Origin of the sequence: Proteus sp. G2300 (genome assembly GCF_009915965.1) — a bacterium.
GTDB lineage: Bacteria > Pseudomonadota > Gammaproteobacteria > Enterobacterales > Enterobacteriaceae > Proteus > Proteus vulgaris.
Window position 1 is genome coordinate 97,376 of record NZ_JAABNK010000003.1, and the last position, 25,462, is coordinate 122,837.

At 38.9% G+C, this 25,462-nt stretch carries 18 protein-coding genes, 1 pseudogene and 1 riboswitch; of the genes and pseudogenes, 5 read left to right on the forward strand and 14 right to left on the reverse strand.

Translation table 11 applies throughout. The annotated features are described in order from the left end of the window. Nucleotides 1–7 precede the first annotated feature (7 nt). The 9 genes and pseudogenes from pta to nudF all read right to left on the reverse strand — a co-directional run bounded on the left by pta (nucleotide 8) and on the right by nudF (nucleotide 13,461). Nucleotides 8–3,238, reverse strand: a complete 3,231-nt coding sequence (pta, locus tag GWI97_RS00780; protein ID WP_087803496.1) for an autotransporter Pta — start codon at nucleotides 3,236–3,238, stop codon at nucleotides 8–10. A 456-nt stretch (nucleotides 3,239–3,694) separates the two neighbouring features. Then, nucleotides 3,695–5,116, reverse strand: coding sequence for a cell division protein FtsP (gene ftsP, locus GWI97_RS00785; protein WP_036934133.1), 1,422 nt, complete (start codon nucleotides 5,114–5,116; stop codon nucleotides 3,695–3,697). A gap of 235 nt (nucleotides 5,117–5,351) precedes the next feature. Further along, nucleotides 5,352–6,101, reverse strand: coding sequence for a 1-acylglycerol-3-phosphate O-acyltransferase (locus GWI97_RS00790; RefSeq protein ID WP_036934135.1), 750 nt, complete (start codon nucleotides 6,099–6,101; stop codon nucleotides 5,352–5,354). Nucleotides 6,102–6,171: 70 nt separating this feature from the next. Continuing rightward, nucleotides 6,172–6,897 carry a DNA gyrase C-terminal beta-propeller domain-containing protein gene (locus tag GWI97_RS18565; RefSeq protein WP_373364697.1) on the reverse strand — a complete coding sequence of 242 codons (726 nt, stop codon included), beginning with the start codon at nucleotides 6,895–6,897 and terminating at the stop codon, nucleotides 6,172–6,174. Between the two features lie 51 nt (nucleotides 6,898–6,948). After that, nucleotides 6,949–9,129 (reverse strand): annotated as a pseudogene (parC, locus tag GWI97_RS00795) (DNA topoisomerase IV subunit A); the annotation flags it as partial. A 32-nt stretch (nucleotides 9,130–9,161) separates the two neighbouring features. Next, nucleotides 9,162–11,057 (reverse strand): DNA topoisomerase IV subunit B, encoded by a 1,896-nt coding sequence (gene parE, locus GWI97_RS00800; protein WP_036934139.1) that lies wholly within the window; start codon nucleotides 11,055–11,057, stop codon nucleotides 9,162–9,164. A 123-nt stretch (nucleotides 11,058–11,180) separates the two neighbouring features. Beyond that, entirely contained in the window at nucleotides 11,181–11,756 is a 576-nt protein-coding gene (gene yqiA, locus GWI97_RS00805; RefSeq protein WP_087803494.1) for an esterase YqiA, read from the reverse strand. Between the two features lie 3 nt (nucleotides 11,757–11,759). Further along, nucleotides 11,760–12,599 carry a 3',5'-cyclic-AMP phosphodiesterase gene (gene cpdA / locus GWI97_RS00810; protein ID WP_036934143.1) on the reverse strand — a complete coding sequence of 280 codons (840 nt, stop codon included), beginning with the start codon at nucleotides 12,597–12,599 and terminating at the stop codon, nucleotides 11,760–11,762. A 226-nt stretch (nucleotides 12,600–12,825) separates the two neighbouring features. Beyond that, nucleotides 12,826–13,461, reverse strand: a complete 636-nt coding sequence (nudF, locus tag GWI97_RS00815) for an ADP-ribose diphosphatase (RefSeq protein ID WP_161751803.1) — start codon at nucleotides 13,459–13,461, stop codon at nucleotides 12,826–12,828. Between the two features lie 214 nt (nucleotides 13,462–13,675). Here nudF and tolC point away from each other — a divergent pair, with 214 nt between their 5' ends. The 3 genes from tolC to GWI97_RS00830 all read left to right on the forward strand — a co-directional run bounded on the left by tolC (nucleotide 13,676) and on the right by GWI97_RS00830 (nucleotide 17,304). Beyond that, nucleotides 13,676–15,073: an outer membrane channel protein TolC gene (gene tolC / locus GWI97_RS00820; protein ID WP_103005091.1), complete on the forward strand. Its 1,398-nt coding sequence runs from the start codon at nucleotides 13,676–13,678 to the stop codon at nucleotides 15,071–15,073. Nucleotides 15,074–15,403: 330 nt separating this feature from the next. After that, nucleotides 15,404–16,132, forward strand: a complete 729-nt coding sequence (locus GWI97_RS00825) for a DUF1190 family protein (RefSeq protein ID WP_036934149.1) — start codon at nucleotides 15,404–15,406, stop codon at nucleotides 16,130–16,132. 8 nt (nucleotides 16,133–16,140) lie between these two features. Then, the gene (locus GWI97_RS00830; RefSeq protein WP_036934151.1) at nucleotides 16,141–17,304 is read left to right on the forward strand and encodes a glutathionylspermidine synthase family protein; all 1,164 of its coding nucleotides are present in this window, start codon (nucleotides 16,141–16,143) and stop codon (nucleotides 17,302–17,304) included. 151 nt (nucleotides 17,305–17,455) lie between these two features. Here the strand turns inward: GWI97_RS00830 and ygiD are convergent, their stop codons facing one another. Beyond that, entirely contained in the window at nucleotides 17,456–18,241 is a 786-nt protein-coding gene (gene ygiD / locus GWI97_RS00835) for a 4,5-DOPA dioxygenase extradiol (protein WP_036934153.1), read from the reverse strand. A gap of 173 nt (nucleotides 18,242–18,414) precedes the next feature. Then, nucleotides 18,415–19,068, reverse strand: a complete 654-nt coding sequence (gene ribB / locus GWI97_RS00840) for a 3,4-dihydroxy-2-butanone-4-phosphate synthase (protein WP_036934155.1) — start codon at nucleotides 19,066–19,068, stop codon at nucleotides 18,415–18,417. Between the two features lie 125 nt (nucleotides 19,069–19,193). After that, nucleotides 19,194–19,353: riboswitch (FMN riboswitch) on the reverse strand. Nucleotides 19,354–19,555: 202 nt separating this feature from the next. On the opposite strand from ribB, the gene ubiK reads away from it, so the two are divergent. Then, nucleotides 19,556–19,876: a ubiquinone biosynthesis accessory factor UbiK gene (gene ubiK / locus GWI97_RS00845; RefSeq protein WP_036934157.1), complete on the forward strand. Its 321-nt coding sequence runs from the start codon at nucleotides 19,556–19,558 to the stop codon at nucleotides 19,874–19,876. A 98-nt stretch (nucleotides 19,877–19,974) separates the two neighbouring features. On the opposite strand, the gene GWI97_RS00850 is transcribed toward ubiK, so the two are convergent. Both GWI97_RS00850 and GWI97_RS00855 read right to left on the reverse strand, forming a co-directional pair. Beyond that, nucleotides 19,975–21,297: a 6-phospho-alpha-glucosidase gene (locus GWI97_RS00850; RefSeq protein WP_036934159.1), complete on the reverse strand. Its 1,323-nt coding sequence runs from the start codon at nucleotides 21,295–21,297 to the stop codon at nucleotides 19,975–19,977. Next, nucleotides 21,297–22,925 (reverse strand): alpha-glucoside-specific PTS transporter subunit IIBC, encoded by a 1,629-nt coding sequence (locus GWI97_RS00855; RefSeq protein ID WP_087803488.1) that lies wholly within the window; start codon nucleotides 22,923–22,925, stop codon nucleotides 21,297–21,299. The genes GWI97_RS00850 and GWI97_RS00855 overlap by 1 nt, the downstream gene beginning before the upstream one ends. Before the next feature lie 301 nt (nucleotides 22,926–23,226). Between GWI97_RS00855 and GWI97_RS00860 the strand changes: the two genes are divergently transcribed. After that, nucleotides 23,227–23,931: a GntR family transcriptional regulator gene (locus tag GWI97_RS00860; RefSeq protein WP_115370690.1), complete on the forward strand. Its 705-nt coding sequence runs from the start codon at nucleotides 23,227–23,229 to the stop codon at nucleotides 23,929–23,931. Between the two features lie 96 nt (nucleotides 23,932–24,027). On the opposite strand, the gene hldE is transcribed toward GWI97_RS00860, so the two are convergent. After that, nucleotides 24,028–25,452: a bifunctional D-glycero-beta-D-manno-heptose-7-phosphate kinase/D-glycero-beta-D-manno-heptose 1-phosphate adenylyltransferase HldE gene (gene hldE, locus GWI97_RS00865; protein WP_036934165.1), complete on the reverse strand. Its 1,425-nt coding sequence runs from the start codon at nucleotides 25,450–25,452 to the stop codon at nucleotides 24,028–24,030. Nucleotides 25,453–25,462: the final 10 nt, after the last annotated feature.

Below are 25,462 nucleotides of genomic sequence, written 5' to 3' on the forward strand. Positions count from 1 at the left end.
AATAAAATTAGAAATTAACTTTTAGTGTTGCATTAATACCACTTGAACTTACATCACTATTATATTGGCCTTGGTAAGAAAGCCCGAAAGTCGTTGATTTACTTAATTGCGCATCAACACCTACACCAACACCAAACAGATTATCCAGTTTGCCACCACGTAAAGTTGTATCTCCGGAATGAGATAAGAAGAGGCGTGATTCAGGGCGGTTATCACCAAATAAATGACTTGCAGAAATATCGCCTTTTAATGCCATATTAACGTTACCAGCCATAAATGGATATCCACCACGTAAACCAATAGTACCTACTTGAATATCTTGTGAATCAGTCTTAGTGGTAAATTTCATATTACCAACATTTTCATTGATATCATCGGTTGATACACGTAACCAACTGAATCCTGCATATGGCTCAATAGAGTACTGATTAGTATTAAATTGAGTATAAGCACCTTCTAAGAAAATTTGAGTAATTTTTGCATCATAACTTGTAGAGTTATAACCTGCATTTTGTCCTACCCAAAGTGTTCTTTTAGCATCTCTATCTTGGTGAGTATGTGTAAAACCATAATTTAATGAAGCCACATCAAGTAGATTAGACACACCATAAGCACCAATATGGATATCGTTGCTATCTATTTTACCGTGTTCATTCCCTTTATATTTGGTTGAACCTGCACCAAAGAAGAGGCCTGCTTTGGTATTTTCGGTCACATCTATTTCTGCACCTAATAAACCGACATAAAAATCAACATCGATATTACTATGACCATAATCAGCATTGCCCCATTGTCCAATACCCGTCATCCAAATACGTGCATTACTATTATCCAATTTAGCATAACGGCCTTGCCCAATCCCCATTGCTTGATCTTTCACAGTGCGTGTTAAACCTAACACATTCACTACACTTGCACTGTTAGCATTAAGGTACATATCACTGCCCAATGATCCATAAGTCTTATTCAGATCTTTTTCATTCATTGGTAATACAGCATTGAATAAATCGCCACTGCCTGTGTTATCTAACGTATTAGCAATAGATCGCCCATTTTCATTATTCGCAAATGTGGCTAAAGAGGTATTTTCTTTCTTACTTAATGTACCTGTAATTGTGTTGTCTTTTACGGAAATATTTTTATCAAATAACGCATAATCATTATTCGAAGTCACTTCGTTATTCGCTAACATTTTCGTTTTAGTGCGATTATCAACTAAATTGTCAGCATTAACGGTGCCTGTCGCGACAGTGTTATTAAGGTAGATATCTTTTAATTGACCTTCACTATCAGCACCAATATCTAAACTTGCCCCTTTATTTAAGGCCATATCTCCGACATTAACATCATGCCCAACAGTCACTAAGTACGTGCCTTTATCGTTGATATTAATATTGGCTTTGTGGCTTTCGTTTGATGCTAATTGGCCTTGTTGTGTAAAGGTATCGTTGTAACGATCAATCACACTTAATTTGCCACCATTAACATTAACTGCTTCTGTACCAAATGATTCCGTAAAGCCATATAAAGTCCCTTGCTCAACTGTTGTACCACCGCGATAAGTATTATCGCCAGTCATCACTAATGTACCTTCACCTTTTTTAACGAGAGAACCATCATATAAACCCGCGTTAATTTTAGCCTGAATAGCATCAGCACGTTTTTGGTAATACTCTTTACGCCATTTTTCAGCATCTTCTTTGCTAATAATATGGGAAGTTGGATCTGGGTTACCATCGTTGATAACAAAATCCGTACCTAGATTGTAATCCCCGCCAGCTGCAATGCCTTTATCTGTATATTCCTTAAACCATGCAAGATCTTCTTGTTCACGTAAATCTAATGCGGTCTGTGAAATATCATTTGTCCAAACATCAAGTGGAGTCATGCTTAGGTTATATTCAAATTTACCTAAGAATTGGCCTGGACCATACATCCCTTTATCTAAATCCGGTGTACCCCAACCATAACGTATATCTGGCGTCCCTTCTGCTGCCGTCCAGCTATCATATAAAGAGCCATCTGGATTACGGTGATTGGCTGTTGTAAACATCACATCACGTATTTGCATCGCATTCATCGACTCGTAACGTGACATCAATACGCCCATAGCACCTGTCACGTGGGGCGCTGCCATTGATGTACCACTAAAGGTATCCCAACCTGCATTTCCCTCTTCATCAACAATTGACGAATAAATGTAACGACCTGGTGCAACAACCGTCCACCATTTCGCATTACCCGCTTCATTGAAGATTTTTTCTAATTCATAACCCGATTTGTCCGCATTCTGTTTCAGTCCCGCAACCGCAATCCAATGTTTTTCTGCTTCAGGATTAAAGTAAGGATAAAGAGGGCGATAATAAGGTTGAGCAAAGTCACGGTTACCGGTTGTAAAGACTTGTACAACGTTAGTGCCTTTTACTGCGTCATAAGCCGCATCAACAAAGGAAGGTTTATCGCCATAGACTTTTTTAAAGTAGAAATATTCATATTCCGTTTGCGCAGTCGTATCTACTGGCATATGAACGGTTGTATTACCACCATCTGGGCCCAACGTTTTATCTTGATTAATAATACGAGGGTTGGTTCCCCAGCTATTATTAATTACCTGAGCCCCTGCATCGACCATGGCTTTCCAGCCCGTATAGAAATAGGTGTAATCTTGGTAAGGCCCATAGTTATTACTATCTGTTGCGCCTGTATTTCCTAAATAAACATCAGCACCCCATGCAACCCCATGCATACCATTACCGTCACGGCTTGCGCCTACGGTGCCTGTAACATGTGTTCCGTGTGTATCATTCACACCTTTGATCCAACCTCCATCAACATCAAAGACCTGACCTTTTTCATAATGCCCCCCCATTTCCTGAGGATAACGCATGCCAGTTGAACCATATTGGCCTTTGGCTTTCACAGCATGAAACCGAGCATCATTCAATTCGGGATGTGATAATAATGCACCAGAGTCCATTACACCGATTTTGGCACCTTGCCCATGAAAACCAAGTGCATAAGCATGAGAGGCATTCATAGCCGCCAAGCCCCAGTCTTTTTGATATTCTTGGCTTTCCCAACTTTTTGTATCACCTAATTGTCCAGCTTCTGAATATGCAATGGAATATCCAGAAAAAAGTAACGCGGATGCAACAAGGGAGAGTTGAAATATATTTTTATTTATTCTATTTTTTTTATTCATTTTGTGATGATGACTTAAAGCTATTTCTTTGTTCATTCTGTACCTTCAGTTATATTAAAATTAATAACGTTTATTAAGGATCAAAAACAAAAGACGCAAAGATTCTCTTGTTTCTAGAGAAATAATTACTTGAAGGGCATCTCAAAAATATGATTTTATGCCAGAAAAATAGATAGATTGACTAGTCAATCACAAATTAACAGATAGATTAAACAGATTTAGATCGCAATACATTATATTACAAAAAGTTAAAACTAATTTTAATCAACATTATTTCTATTAATATCAATATTTAAATCAATTTAATAAAGAGAATGTAGATAAAAAAACAATCACACCAAATTAATTAACAAATTAAACATAAGAATATTATTCTCTATTTAACTTTAGTCGAAAAAATATAATCTGCATTATTTAGATATAAAAAAAACAGTCTTTTATTTTAAAAATACTGTTTTTCTTTTAATTTAATTTAGCGCTATTGCTAAGCTGTTATTCTACAGGCGTGATTTCCATTTGTCCTACCATTCCTTTATCTGCATTTTCTAGTAACTGGCTGTAATACAAGAAAGGAAAGTGGGAATAAGAAGGCTGTTTTAACTCCACTAGTAACTCACTCTGACTTTCAATCCAAACCGTATCTTTCCAACCAAAATCCGCAGGTACAGGTTTCTGACCATTATGGTTAATTACTTTAAAACGGGCACCTTCAATATGGAAAGGTTGCGGTGTTGGTACGGTGACAAGCCAACGTTCCCACCCATTCTGCTTGCCAACTAAATCAATTCTTGAAAGCTCCCAACGAGCATTATTTATTCCCGGAGGACTGTTATGCAGTTGAATAGTTCTAGGCTGAATAGAGGTGGTGATTTGTGTGTCATCTACTGCTAATTGCGCAGGTGCCTTGTCTGTCACTAATGACATTAATCCGGTCGGCTTAATAGTGAGTACATTGGCATTACGTAGTAAATCAGAAGGTTCAAAAATACCACGAAGTCTATCCATAAAACCAGCACTTTGCCCTGCTGTAATGATGACTTCGCCCCCTTCAGACATATCAATCAATATTTCACGCCGCTCACCCGGAGCCATTGGTACGGATTTCAATTCAACCGGAGATGTTAATAAACCTTGATCCGAGGCGATAAGGTAAAGTGATCGACCATCATTTGCAGTTAATTCATAACGACGAGCATTAGATGCATTCACTAAACGTAAACGTATCCAACCTCTAGAAACTTCAATATAAGGATCTTCACGCCCATTCACTAGCAACGTATCACCATAAAAACCGTCACTTGCGGCTTCTTTGTCATATTGCGGTGTACCAAAATTATCAATTCGTTTATCTTGAATTATCAGCGGAAAATCATTCACACCATAATCTTTGGGTAAAGGTAGGGAGCGACTTTCGTCATCTTCCACAATCCACATTCCCACCAGCCCGTTATAAACGTGAGGCGCCATTTTAAAGGGAGTATTGGCGTGATACCAACACGTTGCAGCTTTTTGTCGAATAGGTAATACCGGCGACCAATAAGCGCCTGGCGACATTAATCTGGCTGCGCCTCCGACTTGTGTGCCGGGAACTAATAAACCACTTACCGTCATGGATACAGCTTCATTAAGACGGTTACTATAAATAAGTTTTATATCATCGCCACTTTTAACTTTGATTGTTGGTCCTGGAGTTGAGCCATTAATGCCCCAAACCTGCACTTTTTGCGTACCATTAAACGCCCAATGCACGTTTTGCAAAGTCAAAAAAAGTGGCTGACCATGGCGAGATTCGAGCAATGGCGGTATTGGCAATTTTTTATCATTAACTGATTCAGCACGAACAGAAGAAGATATTGAGCCCAGACATACCGCTAAGCCTGAAGCCTGAATAAACTGGCGACGACTAAATGACATACTTTCTCCGCAACAAAATACAAATATTCCTATCACACAATTAAAAAAAACGGACAGGAAAAAAGCTGCTGTGATTTAAAGACAAAAGGACTTAAATGAAATTATGGGAGCATAATAGCGCGGATGTGACATAAATCCTAAAAATAGTTGATAACAGAGTGTATTTTCATCAATTAGAAACAATATAAGCCTGTCTTCAGGCTTATATTCATAGAATAGAGAAAGATAAGAAGCGTTAATTTAATTTACCAGGGAAATCACGTTTATTCATTTCTTCAACTTCTTTATCTAACTCTTCAATTTTCGCTTTCATTATTTGGCGACAATCTTCAGCTAATTCTCGTACTTGATCTTTAGTGTATTTTGAAACATCAATCGGAGGCAACATTTCAACAATCACGTAGCCGTTGTTCCAGCGATTAAGTTTTATTTTACCTTGGGTTGTCGAGACACAAACCGGGATAATAGGGACGCCAGCTTGAATGGCTGCATGAAAAGCCCCTGTCTTAAACGGTAATAATCCGCGACCACGGCTACGCGTTCCTTCAGGGAACATCCACACTGAAATTTTCTTCGCTTTAATTTGATCGGCAACTTGTGAAATTGTGCCATGAGCTTTAGAGCGATTTGCTCTATCAATCAAAATATTACCGGTGATCCAATACAACTGACCAAAGAAAGGAATAAAAATTAAGCTTTTTTTCCCCACTGTTACCGTATTAGGTTGTACCGCATTCGACATTGTCACCATATCAAAATTATTTTGATGGTTTCCAATATAAATACTTGGGCCATAACTTTTTGCTTCTTTTGGAAATCGTTCAACCAATTTAATGCCAAATACATGTGACAATTTGCCGAATAGGCGACCATATGTCATAACATGTTTAGGATTTCTTGGTGAAAACATGCAATAAATCATTCCAAAAGTCACCACTAGGATCGTGTAAAGAATGACAATGATGCCTCGAATAATGGCTAACATAAATTTTAGCGTCCTAAGTCCTAAATAGAAGTGGGTCAACCGACCCACTCAATATTATTAAGTATTAAATTTAATTCGACTCAATATCAATATGATCAATAACTTGAGCTCCACGAGGTAAAGAAGTACCTCGGCGCCCTCGTTTTGCTTTGAAGCCAGCAAGTTCAGCCATCGACATAGTCAGCTTACGTTTACCAAAGTGCAGTGTTACTGACGCATTTTCAGGTAATACACGTAACCAAGCGACATTATCCTCACCACTTGCAGCTTGTGAAGCTGGAATTGAAACCATCTGATTTCCTTTTCCTTTGACCATCGTCGGTAATTCTGAAGCCTCAAAAATCAGCATCCTACCGCCTTTAGTAATGATCATAATGAGATCACTAAGATCATCATTCAAGCGTTGTGGCGGTAATGGTAGTGCATTTTCAGGTAAAGTCAGTAGTGATTTTCCTGCTTTATTTTTAGAAGTTAAATCATCAATCTGACAAATAAAACCATAACCCGCATCCGATGCCATTAAGATCTTATCAGTACTTTCGCCCATTACAATATGACGTAGCTGTGCACCTTTCTGAACTTTTAATCGTTCAGTTAACGCATCACCTTTGCTACGACCAGAAGGCAAGGCATCAACATCAACAGTATAGCTTTGCCCTGAGGTATCAATTAAGTGTACAGGTTGATTACTCATGCCTTCTACAGCATCAAAATAATCATCACCAGCTTTAAAACCAGCAGATTTAGCATCAATATTATGGCCTTTTTGGCAACGAATAAGCCCTTTTTCAGACATAATGACTGTAACAGCTTCAGGATGTAGATGTTTTAACGGAATAGGTTCATCACCCGCATTACCGCTAAAATAGTTGATTTCTTCTGCTTTAAGCACTTCCTGTTGACCATCAACAGTAAAGATTAATGCTTCATCTTTAGGTACTAACAGTGTTTGCTCAACCACATCACCTTGCTCTTTGCCTAACGCAACTAAACGAGTCCCACGTCCTTTTTTGTTCATTTCATTCAGTTGTTCTGCTGAAATGGCTAAAATACGTGTTTTATCCGTGATGATAATAAGCCAATACCGGTTATTCTTTTTCTGTGGATCAACTAAGAATGGCTCAAGTAATTCTGTTTCTTGCGAAACGGTCAGCAACCCTTTACCTGTTTTATTTTTTGTTTCCATCTCATCATAAGAGAGAACAGAACCGTAGCCTTCTTTTGTTGCCAGTAAATATTCCTGCCCTGCACTGCCAGCTAACATGTATTTCACGCTAGCCTCTGGTGGGAAGGTTAATTTGCCTGTTAATGGCTCGCCTTGACTTCGCCCAGAAGGCATATCATTCGGACTTAACGTGTAGCTTCTTCCTGTAGAATCAAGGAATAGAACAGGTTGATTACTCATACCACGTACAGCACTATGATAACTATCCCCAGCACGATAACTCATACCTCTAGGATCAATATCATGACCTTTAGCGTTACGTACCCACCCCATTTCAGAAAGCACAATAGTCACTGGCTCTGATGGCAACATATCTTGTTCATTCACTACTTTCGCCTCTTCTTGAGGGCGAATTGGCGAACGACGATCATCACCAAATTCTTTTGCGTCTGCTTCAATCTCTTTTTTCAGTAACGTATTTAAACGACGTGGTGAACTTAGTAATTTCTCGATACTATCGCGTTCTTTTTCAAGTTCATCACTTTCGCCTTTTAATTTCATCTCTTCAAGTTTTGCTAAATGACGCAAACGTAACTCTAAAATAGCCTCTGCTTGAATATCAGATAGCTCGAAGCGACGCATCAATTCTACTTTTGGCTCATCTTCATGACGAATAATCTCAATGACTTCATCAATATTGAGATAAGCAATTAATAAGCCTTTAAGAATTTCTAAGCGACGTAACACTTTTTCTAAACGATGATTCAGACGATTTGTGACTGTTTGGCGACGATAAACTAACCATTCGTTTAAAATAGTCAGTAATCCTTTTACTGCCGGTCGGTTATCTAACCCAATCATATTCAGGTTAACGCGATAACTCTTTTCTAAATCAGTATTCACAAACAAGTAGTACATGACTTGTTCTAAATCAACACGATTACTACGAGGTACAATAACAAGTCTTGTCGGATTTTCGTGATCAGATTCATCACGTAAATCTTCAACTAAAGGTAATTTTTTTGCTCGCATCAGTGATGCGATTTGCTCAAGCACTTTGGCACCAGAGACTTGATGAGGTAACGCAGTGATAACCGCGCATCCTTCTTCTTTTTGCCAAATAGCTCGCATTCTGACAGAGCCACGCCCTGTTTTATAAATCTTTTTGATATCGTCTTGAGCCGTAATAATTTCCGCTTCAGTCGGATAGTCAGGGCCTTGAACATGTTGCATTACATCAGATAATCCTGCATCAGGATTATCTAAAAGCATCACTAAGGCTTGCCCAATTTCGCGCGCATTATGCGGCGGAATATCTGTTGCCATCCCAACAGCAATACCTGTCGTACCGTTAAGAACGATATTGGGTAAACGTGCTGGCAACATTTTCGGCTCTTGCATTGTGCCGTCAAAGTTAGGGATCCAATCTACCGTTCCGTGTCCTAATTCACTCAATAAAGTTTGTGAATATTTAGAAAGGCGTGATTCGGTATAACGCATGGCTGCGAAAGATTTTGGATCATCCGGTGCCCCCCAGTTACCTTGCCCGTCAATCAACGGATAACGATAAGAGAAAGGCTGAGCCATAAGTACCATTGCTTCATAACATGCGCTATCACCATGTGGGTGATATTTACCTAGCACGTCACCAACAGTACGAGCTGATTTTTTAAATTTGGCACTATTATTTAAACCGAGCTCAGACATCGCATAAACAATACGACGTTGCACGGGTTTTAGCCCATCTCCAATAAAAGGTAATGCACGATCCATAATGACGTACATGGAATAGTTGAGATAGGCATTCTCTGTAAATAAGTGGAGCGGTTGACGCTCTACACCATCATGAGTCAATTCACTCATTCAATATTTTCCTCAGACTCTTGTGGTATCCATTACACTTCGATGTCAACTTCATCGCCTTTTTCTTGTAACCAATTTCGGCGATCTTCAGAGCGTTTTTTCGCTAACAACATATCCATCATGCCTAAGGTTTCTTGATAATTTTCATCATCAATCACCAATTGCACTAAACGACGCGTATTAGGATCAAGCGTTGTCTCACGCAATTGAAGTGGGTTCATCTCCCCCAATCCTTTAAAGCGCTGTACGTTAGGTTTTCCTTTTTTACGACTTAATCGTTGTAAAATGGCATTTTTCTCTGATTCATCAAGGGCATAATGAACTTCTTTACCTAAATCGATACGATAAAGTGGTGGCATTGCCATATAAACATGCCCTTCCTTAACAAGTGCAGGAAAATGACGCACAAATAACGCACATAATAGTGTTGCAATATGCAAACCATCGGAGTCCGCATCCGCAAGAATACACACTTTACCGTAACGTAATTGGCTTAAATCATCACTATCAGGATCCATGCCAATGGCTACAGAAATATCATGTACCTCTTGTGAAGCAAGCACTTCATCAGAAGAGACTTCCCATGTATTTAGAATTTTACCTCGCAGTGGCATAATCGCTTGGTACTCACGATCTCGCGCTTGCTTAGCAGAACCTCCCGCAGAGTCCCCTTCAACTAAAAAGAGTTCGGTATACCGTAAATCTTGAGATGTACAATCTGCTAATTTTCCGGGTAGTGCAGGTCCAGAGGTGAGTTTTTTTCTCACCACTTTTTTTGCCGCTCGCATACGACGCTGAGCACTACTAATGGCCATGTCAGCGAGTAATTCACCAACTTGAACATTCTGATTTAACCATAAGCTAAAAGCATTTTTTACAGCACTTGCAACAAATGCACTGGTTTGTCTTGAAGAGAGTCGCTCTTTGGTTTGCCCTGCAAATTGAGGATCTTGCATTTTGACTGATAATACATAAGCGCAACGCTCCCATGTATCGTCAGCAGTTAATTTAATGCCTCTTGGGAGTAAATTACGGAATTCACAGAATTCACGCATTGCATCTAACACACCTTGGCGTAAACCATTAACGTGTGTCCCCCCCTGAACAGTCGGGATTAAGTTAACATAACTTTCAGTGAGTAAATCGCCACCTTCTGGTAGCCATAACATAGACCATTCAACAGCCTCATTATCCCCTTCAAATTTTCCAGTAAAAGGCTCTTCAGGAAGGCGAATAAATTCAGCAACAGCTTCACTTAAATAATCGGTTAAACCATCAGCATAGCACCAATTTTCTTGTGTTTTATTCACTTTATCAACAAAAGAGACATTAACTCCGGGGCATAATACGGCTTTTGCTTTTAGTACATGAGATAAGCTTTTAGACGAAAAACGGGGAACATCAAAGTAAGAGCCATCAGGCCAAAAATGTACACTCGTTCCTGTATCTCGTTTTGCACAGGTGCCAATCTCGTGCAACTCTTCGACTTTATCGCCATTTTCAAAGGCTATTTGATAAATCTTACCATCCCGACGAACAGTCACTTCAATACGCTTAGAAAGTGCGTTAACAACCGAGATCCCTACACCATGTAACCCACCGGAAAATTGATAGTTTTTATTAGAGAATTTTCCTCCGGCGTGGAGGTGAGCAAGGATCAACTCGATAGCAGAGACGTTAAGTTCAGGATGGATATCGACAGGCATTCCTCGCCCATTATCGATAACTTCGATAGATTGATCTTCATATAAAATGACATCGACCTTCGACGCGTGTCCCGCAAGCGCCTCGTCCACGCTATTATCTATCACTTCCTGTGCCAAATGGTTCGGCCGAGTCGTATCCGTGTACATACCAGGACGGCGACGTACTGGTTCTAGACCATTAAGAACCTCAATATCCTTTGCGTTATAACTTGATTGAGTCATTGTTTTAATCTGCGGTTCGCTGTTAGAAAATGCTGTTTATAATAACAGGTGTTTGCGGCAATATGATATTAATTTTCGGGTAAATGCATCAACCTACGTTTTACAGGTTAATTGACCGAAAGGCTAAATTATCTTTAAAAATTGAATAATTTTCGGAAAAAAACGTTCAAAACCCACAAATGCGTGATTTCCATTCGATTCTACGGTTTGCCTACACGCGCCAAGATATGAGACAGCTTGACGATAATCAAGTATTTCATCTCCAGTTTGTTGAAGCAACCAAATAAGTTCGGGTGATGTAATTGCAGGAATACGCAAAGCAAGTAACTCATCCATATGATGAAGTTCTAATCTATACCTTTGATGTGTATAGGGATTTTCGTTTTCACCTAAGAAGTTTTGTAATAATTCAAAAGGACGAATAGCGGGATTAATAACAACCGCAGGTAAATTAAAACGCTGAGATAACCAAATAGATAAATAGCCACCTAATGATGAACCAATTAACCCAAGCTTATCATCTACACTCTCTTTGACTAGTGTTTCAATGAGTTGAGCCGCTTCTTTGGGATAAGGCGGCAATTGAGGTATTAATAGTTCAATTTCAGGATGTGCTACTTCTAACCATTGCCGAAAAGCTTGAGCTTTAGCCGATTTGGGTGAGCTATTAAAGCCATGTAAATAGAGAATACGAGGCATAACTTAATAGCCATCCGCATCAAGATCAGGGCAAAATTCAGTACCTGCTAACCGATAGACCTGCGTCTCAACTTTCCCTTTTTCATCCGATGAGAGCGACATTTCTAAATAGCGCCAACCTGGAGAAACAGTATCTAATGTAAAATTCGTACAATGAGGTCGAAACTGGATACAAGTGGACGGTGTTGCCAGCATACGAATACCATTCCACATTTCATCCATTTCTTGATGAATATGACCACAAAGCATCATTTTCACCTGAGTGTGACCTTTTAAACGTTCCGCCAATTCTTGAGAGTTTCTTAAACTGTGTTGATCTAGCCATGTACACCCAGAAGGCATAGGATGATGATGCAACAAAATAATTGTATCTCTGTGTTTTTGGCTTTCAAGACAGCGTGTTAGCCAATCTAGCTGACAATCCGATAACTCCCCATGAGGAACCCCTTGAATTTGGCTATCTAATAATAGCATTTGCCAACTATCACCAATCAACACTTGTTTTGCCGACAAAATACCTGCTTGATTTAATGCATCAATCATCGCAGGCTGATAGTCATGATTACCTGGCAACCAAACACAAGGCGGTGTTAGCGTCGCAATGCCATCAGCAAAATGCTGATAAGCATCAAAGGTTTGATCTTGGACTAAATCACCTGTCGCAACAATCAAGTCAACCTCAAGGCCCTGTTCTCTAATTGCATTTAATACAGCATGATAACTACGATAGGTATTAATGCCCAGCAGAGTATCTTCCACATTAGCGAAGAGGTGGGTGTCTGTGATTTGTAATATTCTTACGGTGTTTTTGTGTTTCACCGATAATTCAAACTGGCTTTCCAAAAGGTTTCCTTGTTTCACTCTCATTAGCCGTTATGTTAACGTATTTTCGTAGTAAAGATCTGCCAACTAATACACATTTCAAAAGATTAGTGAGAAATATTCTCGCTTTCAATCACGTTTTTTTCACTTCATTTTACAATTTAATTCATTTGATATCGTATACTTAGAGATAATTACTCTACTTGATAATATTATTAAAAACACCCCTTAATGATTGATTAATGCATTAAATGGCTAACCAACGCGTCCTTAACGCGACATGATGAAGTTGTAACCATTGAATCGCAATAACGGATGCAGCATTGTCAATAGTGCCTTCTTCAACCCAAAGATAAGCTTGTTCTCTGCTGACAACATGAACGCGAATATCTTCATTCTCACAAGCTAATCCATGAATGCCTTTTGCGGTAGTTGCATCAACTTCGCCTACATAAACATACATTCTTTCACTGGTGCCTCCAGGGCTAGAGAGGTAACTGATAATGGGCTCACACCGCCCCACTTCAACACCAGCTTCTTCTAGGGCTTCACGTCTAACAACATCTTCTGGGCTTTCGCCTTGTTCAACCATACCTGCAACCACTTCAAGTAACCAAGGTGTCTCGCTAGTTTCATACGCAGGAATACGAATTTGCTCAATTAATACGACTTCATCACGTTTAGGATCATAAGCTAACAAAACACCCGCATTGCCTCGCTCAAATACTTCACGTTTGACTTCTTCACTCCACCCTCCTTCAAACAAACGATGCTTAAAGCGATATTCAGTCATACGGAAAAAGCTTTTGTATAAATCTCGTTTACCTAACAATTTCACCGCATTCTGACCGTATAAAAATGGTATATTTTCCCTTTTCTTCATACAATGTTCCTTAAGTTATATTTAAGAGTCTTTTTTATCGCTTACGTTTAATACAGATTTAAAGAAATTTGCCAACAATTCATGTAAAGTTAATCTAAAATAAAAGGATATGGCACAAATGGCTACCCCTACTTAGGGAAACAATCTGCTAGAATTATCCCCAATCAAGATTAACAGAGGCAACTCAGCGAAACTGTTGCAACAAGGAATTAAAATGAAAAAACTGCTCTCTCTTTTGATCACGATGAGTTTGGCAGGATTCAGCTCTGCAAGCCAGGCTGAGGATCTGCTTCAAGTTTATCAAAAAGCAAAGGACAGTAACCCTGAGTTACGTAAGTCATTAGCGGAACGAAATCAAGCTTTTGAAAAAATTAATGAAGCTCGTGGCTCATTATTACCACAGTTAGGATTAGGTGCATCTGCTGATTATAAAAGTGGCTACCGTGATGCAAGAGATACCGAATCTAATTCTATCGGGGCAAGCTTAACGCTGACTCAAAGCGTGTTTAACATGTCGTTATGGCGCCAATTAAACCTGCAAGAAAAAACAGCGGGCATGAGCGATGTCACTTATCAAACTAGTCAGCAAAAACTGATTTTAGATACAGCTACTGCTTATTTTGATGTTTTGCGTGCTATCGATTCATTATCATTTATCGAAGCGCAAAAAGAACAAGTCTACCGCCAGTTAGATCAAACAACACAACGTTTTAACGTAGGGTTAGTGGCTATTACTGACGTACAAAATGCGCGTGCAAATTACGATAGCGTACTGGCACAAGAGGTCGCTGGCCGAAATCAATTAGATAATGCATTAGAAAAACTACGCCAAGTCAGTGGCATCTATTACATAAATCTTGCATCTCTAAACATCAGTCGTTTTTCAACAACATCACCAGACTCTATTGATAAACTACTAAAAGATGCGGAAGAACGTAACTTAAGTTTATTAAGTGCACGTTTGGGCCAAGATTTAGCACGCGAAAATATTCGATTAGCCCAAGCTGGCCACTTACCAACTGTCGATTTAAATGCATCAACAGGTGTATCAAATAGCCATAGTCACGGTAGCGCATTACCTCCAGCAACGGCAGGTAATAGTCGCAATAGTTACAGCGGTCAAAATAGTATTGGTTTGTCTGTTAGCATTCCGCTATATACCGGTGGCAGAACAAGCTCACAAGTTGAACAAGCACAATATGGATTTACCAGTGCAAGTGAACAATTAGAATCTGTTTACCGTTCTATCGTTCAAATTGCGCGTTCTTCTTATAACAATATTTCTGCATCAATCAGTAGCATCAAAGCGTATCAACAAGTCGTTGTTTCTGCGCAAAGTTCATTAGATGCAACCGAAGCTGGCTACCAAGTGGGAACTCGTACTATCGTTGATGTGTTAAATGCCACTACCACGCTTTACGATGCAAAACAGAAATTATCAAACGCACGTTATGACTATTTAATTAACCAATTAAATATTGAATATGCACGTGGCACATTAAACGAAAATGACTTAATTCAGCTCAATAATGCACTAGGGGAAGAAGTTTCAACTTCACCAGATAGCATTATTCGCCCGTTAACAAATCCTACGCTAAACGTGAGACCTTAAGCTTTAAATTAATCAATTAGTCATATTAAAAAACCGCTTTCAGCGATAAACTGATAAGCGGTTTTTTTTATGTTGTATTTTTACAATAAGATGTTGAGTTATGTATTAATTTGAATTGTCGACAATATTTATCTTCTTGTATTACCCAATACCTTAATCACAATTAAGTTAAAAAGAGAAGATTTACCTAATTCCATAACACTTAACCTTATAAAGATCACAAATTTCTGGTTATCCCTGATGATTAGGCGTTTCTTATTTATTTTCTAGACTATTTATCCTATCCTAGCTTTTATTTTGAACGTTTTACCTTTTATGGATCTTATCAATATGCCAATGAAACGTACCAAATCGATTAATCGTGATGCTTTCCGTAAAGCATTTCGTCCTTATCGTCTGGCGCCTGTTGCAATCGCCATCACTGCTGTATTCGCGCTTTCAGGATGTGAAGAGAGTGATGAAACAGTTTCACTGTATATGAATGCACAAGAATGTGCTCAAGCCAATCCTTCACAAGCAGCGCAGTGTGAAGACTCTTATCGTACAGCATTGCAAGAAGCACAGCGTACAGCACCTAAATACGCAACATTAGAAGACTGTGTCGCTGAGTTTGGTGATGCACAATGTACGCAGACAGCCTCAATTGATGGGCAACCTGTTAGTACTGAAAATGCAAATAATTTAAATCCAGATAGCTCGCAAATGGCACAAGCTAACTCAGGTGGTAGCTTCTTTATGCCATTAATGGCAGGCTATATGATGGGACGCCTTATGGGCGGTGGCGCACCAGCGCAACCTTTATTTAGTTCACGTAATCCAACAAGCCCTGCAAATGGTAAATTTGTGGATGCGACAGGCCGTAACTATGGTCCTGCTGTGGGTGGCCGTCAGATGAACGTCCCCAAAACAGCTATGACCCCAAAACCTTCAACAACTTCAACCATTACGCGTGGTGGCTTTGGTAATACCGTATCACGACAAGCAGCAGCTCAACGTACCAATGCAACAAATAATAACCGTAGCTCAACCGGCTCATCTTCTTACCGTTCAGGTGGTTAATTAACGCCATGAAACGTGAAAATATTATTGAACGCCCGGATTGGCGTGAAAAGGCGACTGAATTTGGTTTTAACTTTCATACCATGTATGGCGAACCTTATTGGTCTGAAGATGCTTATTATCAATTCTCAATGGAAGAGGTGGAAACGTTAGAAGAAACCACGGAAGAGCTTCATCAGATGTGCCTACAAGTCGCGGATAAAGTCGCCAATAGTGAAGAGTTATTAACACGTTTTCAAATCCCGCGTCACTGTTGGGATTTTGTGCGTGACTCTTGGAAATCATCTCAACCTTCACTCTATTCACGTCTTGATTTAGCCTATGACGGTAGAAGTCCAGCAAAACTGTTAGAAAATAATGCAGATACTCCAACCTCACTGTATGAATCTGCTTTTTTTCAATGGATCTGGCTTGAAGATCAAGTTAACGCAGGCCGTTTACCGCAGAATGCTGATCAATTTAATAGTATTCAAGAAAAGTTAATTGATCGCTTTGCTGAGCTACGTGATCAATATGGAATGCGTTATCTGCATATGTCTTGTTGCAAAGACACTGACGAAGATCGCGGTACCGTTCAATATTTACAAGATTGTGCTGAAGAAGCTCAAGTCACGACTGACTTTGTCTTTATTGAAGATCTGGGTTTAGGCGAACGTGGTGAGTTAACCGATCTACAAGATCAAATCATCAGCAATATGTTTAAACTTTACCCATGGGAATTTATGTTCCGCGAAGACTTCTCAACTAAATTAGCTGATGCAGGTATTCGTTGGTTAGAACCATCTTGGAAGAGTATTATTTCCAATAAAGCATTACTGCCAATGCTGTGGGAAATGTTCCCTAAACACCCTAATCTTCTACCTGCTTATTTTTATGATGGCAAAGCGCCTGAGTCATTATCACGCTATGTTATCAAGCCATTGTTTTCACGCGAAGGTGCAAATATTCGTATTGTTGAAAATGGTAAAGATATTGCTGTCGCAGATGGTCCCTACGGTGAAGAAGGCTTTATTGTCCAAGATTTCCACCCACTGCCGAAATTTGGCGATAGCTATACCTTAATTGGTAGCTGGCTGGTTAATGATCAATCTGCGGGTATTTGCATTAGAGAAGATAAAGAGCTTATCACGCAAGATCTCTCACGCTTCTATCCACATATTATTTTAGATTAATAGAAATCTTAAAATCATGTTGAGCACCTTATTGCTTATAAGCGGTAAGGTGTTTTTTATTCAAAATAGGTTTCGTTATCAATAAAAAAGGCCAAATTCCATAAAAGGAATTTAGCCTTTTGCTTATATCAATAGGTTTTATTGGGTGATTTTATCCAATTTGAAACGTCATCATACTTAGTGATTTATTCACAATATCATTATTCAGCACTGTTACCTTTTCACCCGTTTGTTTTAAACCTAATAGATACAACGCAGGTAAAAAATGATCGGGAGTAGGATGTGCCAATCGCCCTTCTTCTGTTGATAAAATCGTAAATAGTACTTCTGGTACTTTATCGCTTCGTAAGCTGTTTTCGATTGCCTCATTAAAGGCTAATGCCCAAGGATAAGGCGTTGCATTGCTATTTTGCCAATCCATCATTCTTAAATTGTGAACGATATTACCGCTACCAATAACCAAAACACCTTCTTTGCGTAATTCAACCAGCTTTTGCCCTAACTCATAGTGCCATTGCGCTGATTGGTGTGCATCAATACTTAATTGAACAACAGGAATATTCGCGTTGGGATACATTTTTTCGAGTATTCCCCAACTTCCATGATCTAATCCCCATTGGTCCATATCGAGTTTTAATTTAATCGGATCAATCAGATCTTCTATCAATGCAGCTAAACCTATCGAGCCTCGTGCCGGGTATTCTATTGCGTATAACTCAGCTGGAAACCCATAAAAATCATGAATTGTCTTTGGTTGCGACATTGCTGTTACGTAAGTTCCATCGGTATACCAATGGGCTGAAATGACTAAAATCGCTTTAGGTTGAGGAAGCGTTTCCCCTAATTTTGACCAGAGGCGAGTATATGTATTGTCTTCTAATACATTCATTGGGCTACCGTGCCCAATAAACAGCGCTGGCATCATTTTTGTGTCCATAATCACCTCTTATGGCTTGTGATCTTATGGCGTTAGCATAGCGCCTTCCTACTTGAAATATAGTCAAAGAAGTATGAAATAGTTATTCAAAAAATATGAAAAAGCCACTTAAGTTTTTTTAAGTGGCTTGAATAAGTGTGTGTGTTTTCAGTGTCAGTTATAACATGTTAATTTCAGCCAGCTTTTTTCTCCTCACGAAGACGATAAGCCACTAAATCTTCAATAGTTAGCACAGGCATATTGTGCTTTTTAGCAAAAGTAATCACTTCAGGTGCTCTTGCCATTGTGCCATCATCGTTCGTCAGCTCGCACAACACAGCAACAGGTTTAAAACCAGCTAATGTTGCTAAATCAATCGATGCTTCAGTGTGTCCACCCCGTGTTAACACACCACCCGGTTGCGCACGTAATGGAAATACATGACCAGGACGATTTAAATCACTTGGTTTTGCATTATCAGCAGCGGCTGCTCGTACCGTAGTTAAACGGTCTGATGCCGAAACCCCTGTTGTTACACCTTGCGCCGCTTCAATCGTTACTGTAAATGCCGTATGGAAATGGCTGGTGTTATTTTCCACCATCATAGGCAAATCAAGTTGTTGACGACGTTCTTCTGTAATACATAAGCATACAATGCCACTACCATGACGAATAGACATCGCCATTTGTTCTGTAGTCATTGTTTCTGCGACAAAAACCATATCGCCTTCATTTTCGCGGTTCTCGTCATCGAGCACCATCACGCCTTTACCAGCACGAAGGGCTTTAAGAGCAAGTTCAACACGCTCAAATGGATTACCGAATTCGGAAAGTAGCGTCTGATTCATGGTAAAAAAACCTCAATAATTAATGAAAGTTACCAGAACCAGGGCAGTCTTAGGAGTGGATCTCTGCTTAATAAAAATAATAAGCAGAAACAACAGGAATGGATACAATGATCCTACTGATGCTATTTTATTCTCTCCCATCCAGACTTTAACTGTCGGCTCCAGGATCACACTGGATCTGCTGACCTTTGTATTACAATGGCAATACAAAGCGCTCGCGGGCTTTACTTGAATATTCAAGTATCTACCGCCGGTGGGGACTTTCACCCCGCCCTGAGATTAACGAGGAAACTATACGCTTTAAAATTATAAGAGGCAATCATCAATCCACGACAATACTTGTTTAATCACATAATCAATTTATGACATACGATTATTTAACTATTTATACTAAAAAAGTAACAATAATCCTGATATCTGGTTTTATTCCCTCAGCCCTCATATTACACTTAGCCCTAGCTTTCTATTTTATTTGTGAGGATTTCCTATGTTGGACCCGAAAAAACTTGAACAAGTAGCGCGCCAAATCCAAAACGTTCTGCCACAAGGCATCAAAGATTTTGGTGATGATATTGATAAAAAAATCCGCACTGTTCTGCAATCTCAATTAAACAAGTTGGATTTAGTTAATCGCGAAGAGTTTGATGTACAGACTCAAGTTTTATTACGTACTCGTGAAAAACTTAATCGTTTAGAACAACGTTTAAATGAGCTAGAAGCGAGTCTGCTTACAAAACCTCAAACTGAAGTTCTCCAAGTTGAAGAAGTTGAAATTAAAGTAGAAAATCAAACAGAAAATAAAGCCTAACCTGTTCACTTTATTAGTTTTTTCTTTATTAATAAAGCCAAACCCTGTATCTTACTAAGACACAGGGTTATTTTTATGTACTCGTAATTAATTACTCGTTATTTTAACTCTGGCCAATAATCTTTATTCGCTTCAATTAAATCATCTAAAATCGCTTTTGCGACAGTCGCACTCGGTACTGTTTTAGACATCGTAATGGCCTGCCAAAGTTTCAAATAGGATTTTTCGATCCACGCTTCTACCACTAATTTTTCAACCGCAACTTGCTGGCTCATCATCCCTTTTTGGAATAATGGTATTTTTCCCATGACTAAAGGTTCTGGTCCATGACTTCCTACAATACAAGGGATCTCAACCATTGCTTCAGGATCAAAGTTAATAATCGATCCGTTATTAGGAACGATCAATAACATTCTTTCTTGAGTATTAAATGCGATCGCAGTTGCAAGATCGACAATGTAAGAAGCGTGTTCATCTATCTCAAGATGGCCTGCTGATGATTTACCTGCTGCTGTAATGGCTCGACAAGCATTGAAAACATTCTTTTCTCTGTGTTCCATCACTTCATTCGCACGCGTATGATGAGGATCAGAATGCGCAACGACATAATCAGGGAACAAATAATACTTCAAGTAAGTATTTGGCATCGTTGATGGATCTAGTGCCCACACATCTTTTGCTTTCCCGAATGTATCATTCCAACTCGCTTCAACTGGCTCACCTGCCACTTTGGGAATATACCCATGTTCCGCAACATGTTTACGAATAACTGGCAGTAAATCATTACCTTGTAAATCTTCAACCTGTGTCCACCAACCAAAGTGATTTAAACCGTAATAACGGACACGCATCTCTTTGCGTGATTTTAATCCTGCAATTTGTGCCATACGAGATTCAATACCAATTGGCATATCACAAATATTCAAGATTTTTGCATTCGGTTTTAAGCGGCGAGTCGCTTCCGCGACAATGGCTGCTGGATTAGAATAGTTTAACATCCATGCGTTTGGTGAATATTTTTCCATATACTCAACCAATTCTAATACGCCACCAATAGAACGCATACCATAAGCAATACCACCAGGCCCACAGGTTTCTTGCCCTAACACGCCATGACGTAAAGGTATTTTTTCATCTTTTTCGCGCATTGGGTATTTACCAACACGAATATGAGCCATAACAAAATCAACATCCGTAAAAGCTATTTTAGGATCTGTGGTATAGCAAAACTCAATTTCAGGTGCTTTTTCAGTAAGAATAATTTCACAAGCTTTAGCAATGGTTTCTTGCCGCTCGGCATCATTGTCATAAAATTTGATGGCTCTTAAAGGAAAACGTTTTAAATTTTCTAGTAGCATCAAAATAATACCGGGTGTAAATGTACTACCGCCACCTGCAATTACGACTGAGAACTTCTTCATTATATAGCCTCCGACAAGGTGATTTTTTGTGTATCTTCTTTCATCAGTTGTTCAATTTTGTCTCTCACTTGAGAAACATGTAGCCCGATAATGATTTGCAATGCATGACCTTTACGCACCACACCATGTACACCGAGCCCTTTAAAATAGGCATCTGTTTCAATTACTTCGTTATCAATCACTTCAATACGTAAACGTGTTGCACAGTTATTTAACGATTTGATATTTGCACCGCCCCCTAAGCCTTCAAGAATACCTTTAGGCAGTGCCAGTTTGCGGTCTTCTTTTGCTGTTTTTGAACTATCTGAAACCTGTGACTTTTTATTTTTATAATCTTGTTTGCTATAGAGCTTGATCTCTTCATCATCCTCTTCACGACCTGGTGTTTTTAAATTAAGTTTGATAATTAATGTTCTAAACACCACAAACCAAATCATGGTAAAAATAAGACCTATGACTATCTGCGTTATAATCATTCCGTAATGGTTATGAAACATGGGGATCCAATTCATAGGAAGGAAATTATCGATGATCCCTCCGCCCATATTTCCGACAACCCCAAAATGATAAAGTGTTGTCGCAAGAGTGGCTGCAAGTACGGCATGAATGGCAAATAATAACGGTGAGATAAATAAGAACGTAAACTCTAAAGGTTCTGTTATTCCCACAAATACCGCCGTTAATGCTGAAGGAATAAGTAAACCGGCAATTTTCGCTCTATTTTTAGGAGCCGCAGTAAAGTAAAGAGCAAGCGCTATACCAATAGAACCAAATACTTTGCTATTACCATGCAGTGCAAAGCCACCTTCTGGGAAAAGTTCTTTTAAAGATTGAGTGCTTTGACTGAAATATTGCATGTTCTGAGCCCAATCAACTTGAATTCCATGTTCAGTGACTGCGGGACCAAAAATAAATGGACCATAAATAAAGTGATGTAAGCCAGTAGGAATTAAAATACGTTCAAGAAAGGTATATATCCAAACACCTAAAGAGCCGGATTCAACCATAAATACTTGCAAAGATTGAATACCAATTTGCACTTTTGGCCAGAAAAATAATGTTATCCACGCTAACGGTAACATAACAAAGAAACTAATTAATACAACATACGAAGTTCCTTGAAATATACCTAAAAAGACAGGAAGCTGTTTATCAAAATAACGATTATGAATACCTGTAACTATACCCGCAATAATAATCGCCCCAATAATACTGGTATCTAATGTTTTAATTCCAGCTATCATTGTTAAGCCACTATTTCCGCCGATTTCATTTGTAAAATCTACGCCGAAATAACTTCCCCAAACGATTCCCATTGCATTAATAAAATAATTCCAAGTGAGAAAACTCACCATTACAGCAAGGCAAGCTCTTGCTTGTGCAGTTTTAGCTAAACCGATTGGTAAGCCAATTGCAAAAATAAGAGGCATATTACGAAAAACCGTCCATCCCCCCTCTTCAATAATATGAACAATTTGGGCAAATAAACTATCGGGTCTTAATAAATCTTCACTAATAAATAATGGATTCTGTAATAAAATGGCAATGCCTACAACAATACCTGCAAATGGAAATAGCAGGACAGGGGTAAACATGGCTCCACCAAATCGTTGTATTTGACTGAGCATAAAAATATCCTCTTATTTACTGCTACTGAAACGACATGCTATTTAATTCATTTTTCTTCTGTAAACTCAGATTAGGTTCTTTTCTCTTTATTCTCTCACCTAAAATGAGTTATTCGTGATCTGATTCATACTAATCTTTCAAGCAAAGTGATCTCATTTTTAGTCAAAAAGCAGATCACTTTTTATTTTTTGATAGCGTTCACATTTTAGAGCTATAAATGATTATGCTATATATCAAAAGATTAGATTCAGGTAGATTAAATAGAGAGAGCCTATTTTAAGAATAAAAAGAAGTATAAAAGTGATCTATAAAGACGTTGCAAAAAGCCTAAGAATTCAAATAAATTCGGCTGGATACCAAATTGGTGACCCTTTACCAGCAGAAAAATCATTAGCACAACAATACAACGTATCGAGAATGACAATACGTAAAGCGGTGGATTTATTAGTGACCGCAGGGTTATTAGAACGAAAACATGGTTCTGGCACTTATATTAAAGAGAAAGATGTTCATCATGAAAATGCTAGCCTAAAAGGCTTTGTCGAACTAATGGCAAATACTGGTCACAATGTAAAAAGTGAAGTCATAGAATTTCGTGTTATTCCCTGCCCTTTATCTATAGCCAGTAAATTACGCATCAACTCAAATGAACGTATTTTTTATTCAAGGCGAATACGTTACGTCGATAATAAGCCGCTTATTGTTGAAGACAGTTACATGCCTGTTAAATATTTTCGCAATTTAACCTTAACCCATTTAGAAGGTTCTAAATTTGATTTTATTGAAAATATTTGCCAAATAAAAATATCAGGAAGTTATGAAACTTTTCACCCTATTATGCCTGATAACAATATTTGTCAATTATTAAAAATAGAAACTAACATTCCAATATTAAGACTCAGCACATTATCATATAGCACTCAGGGCGATTATATTAATTATTCAATTATGTATAGAAACACTCAAGATTATATTGTTGAGTATCATTTAAAAAGAGAACAATAATCATTAATAAAAGTATCATTAAAAATTTATAATAATTGGAGCCTTTATTATAAAAAAAGCACTCTAAAGAGTGCTTTTCGTCGTTAATTTATGCCATTACTTCTTTTTAATCGCATTAATAATGTTCGTTGTAGAAATGCCGTCCTCAAAATTTAGCACTTTTACTTCACCGCCTGCAGCCCAAACTTCTTTACTACCCGCGATATCTTCTGGTTTATAATCCCCACCCTTGACTAAAATATCTGGTAAAACAGAGGCAATTAAGCGCTGTGGTGTATCTTCCTCAAACGCAACAACCCAGTCTACTGCACCTAAGGCCCCGAGCACTGTCATACGCTGTTCTAATGGGTTAACAGGACGTGTTTCACCTTTTAATCGTTTAGTCGATGCATCACTATTTACAGCGACAATAAGGCGATCACCTAATTTACGTGCATTTGCTAAATAACTAACATGGCCTGCGTGAAGAATATCAAAACATCCATTAGTCATCACAATGCGCTCACCGCGCTGGCGTGCTAATTCAACCGCTTGTTTTAATTGCTCTTCTTCCATAATACCAAAACCGTTATCGGCACGACCACGAATGGCATTTTCCAGTTCAATAGGTGAGACCGTCGATGTTCCTAATTTGCCAACAACAACACCAGCGGCAGCATTCGCTAGGAAACAAGCTTCACTTAAAGGTTTGCCTGCGGCCAAAGAGGTTGCTAATACACCAATAACTGTGTCACCCGCTCCAGTAACGTCATAAACTTCTTGAGCTTGTGTTGGTAAATGTAACGGCGCTTCATTAGCACGAATAAGACTCATTCCACGTTCAGAACGAGTGATCAGTAAAGCATCAAGTTCTAAATCTCGAACTAATTGCGTACCTTTTTCCACCAGCTCATCATCGTTTTTGCAAACGCCGACAACTTGTTCAAATTCTGACATATTCGGTGTTAATAACGTTGCACCACGATAACGCTCAAAATCACACCCTTTAGGGTCGATTAATACCGGAACACCGGCTTTCTTTGCAAGTTGGATCATTTCTTGAACATGGGAAAGCGCACCTTTTGCGTAATCTGATAAAATCAGTGCGCCAATAGAAGGTAACGCTTGTTGAATACGTTCAAAGATAGGTTGAGGATCAACATTGCTAAACCCTTCTTCAAAATCAAGACGGATTAATTGTTGATTACGTGAAAGTACACGTAATTTTGTAATAGTTGGGTGGGTTGCAACAGAGACAAAATCACAGCGTACATTGACCTGATTTAATGTATTACTCAATGCTTTTGCGGCTTCATCAATTCCCGTTAACCCCACTAAACGTGAATTAGCACCGAGTGAAGCAATATTCATTGCCACGTTTGCTGCACCACCCGGGCGCTCTTCAGTGGTATCCACTTTGACCACTGGTACTGGGGCTTCTGGTGAAATACGGCTCGTAGGGCCATACCAATAGCGGTCTAACATGACGTCACCGACAACCAGTACATTGGCCTTATTAAAATCCGGCAGCGTTACTTTCATCCCATACTCC

Coding starts and splice junctions, on each gene's coding strand:
- pta (WP_087803496.1), bottom strand. CDS start 3,238: ATGAACAAAGAAATAGCTTTAAGTCATCATCACAAAATGAATAAAAAA.
- ftsP (WP_036934133.1), bottom strand. CDS start 5,116: ATGTCATTTAGTCGTCGCCAGTTTATTCAGGCTTCAGGCTTAGCGGTA.
- GWI97_RS00790 (WP_036934135.1), bottom strand. CDS start 6,101: ATGTTAGCCATTATTCGAGGCATCATTGTCATTCTTTACACGATCCTA.
- GWI97_RS18565 (WP_373364697.1), bottom strand. CDS start 6,897: ATGTCTGAAAAAGGGCTTATTCGTTGCCAAAAAGGCCATAATATTGAT.
- parE (WP_036934139.1), bottom strand. CDS start 11,057: ATGACTCAATCAAGTTATAACGCAAAGGATATTGAGGTTCTTAATGGT.
- yqiA (WP_087803494.1), bottom strand. CDS start 11,756: ATGCCTCGTATTCTCTATTTACATGGCTTTAATAGCTCACCCAAATCG.
- nudF (WP_161751803.1), bottom strand. CDS start 13,461: ATGAAGAAAAGGGAAAATATACCATTTTTATACGGTCAGAATGCGGTG.
- tolC (WP_103005091.1), top strand. CDS start 13,676: ATGAAAAAACTGCTCTCTCTTTTGATCACGATGAGTTTGGCAGGATTC.
- GWI97_RS00825 (WP_036934149.1), top strand. CDS start 15,404: ATGCCAATGAAACGTACCAAATCGATTAATCGTGATGCTTTCCGTAAA.
- GWI97_RS00830 (WP_036934151.1), top strand. CDS start 16,141: ATGAAACGTGAAAATATTATTGAACGCCCGGATTGGCGTGAAAAGGCG.
- ygiD (WP_036934153.1), bottom strand. CDS start 18,241: ATGGACACAAAAATGATGCCAGCGCTGTTTATTGGGCACGGTAGCCCA.
- ribB (WP_036934155.1), bottom strand. CDS start 19,068: ATGAATCAGACGCTACTTTCCGAATTCGGTAATCCATTTGAGCGTGTT.
- ubiK (WP_036934157.1), top strand. CDS start 19,556: ATGTTGGACCCGAAAAAACTTGAACAAGTAGCGCGCCAAATCCAAAAC.
- GWI97_RS00850 (WP_036934159.1), bottom strand. CDS start 21,297: ATGAAGAAGTTCTCAGTCGTAATTGCAGGTGGCGGTAGTACATTTACA.
- GWI97_RS00855 (WP_087803488.1), bottom strand. CDS start 22,925: ATGCTCAGTCAAATACAACGATTTGGTGGAGCCATGTTTACCCCTGTC.
- hldE (WP_036934165.1), bottom strand. CDS start 25,452: ATGAAAGTAACGCTGCCGGATTTTAATAAGGCCAATGTACTGGTTGTC.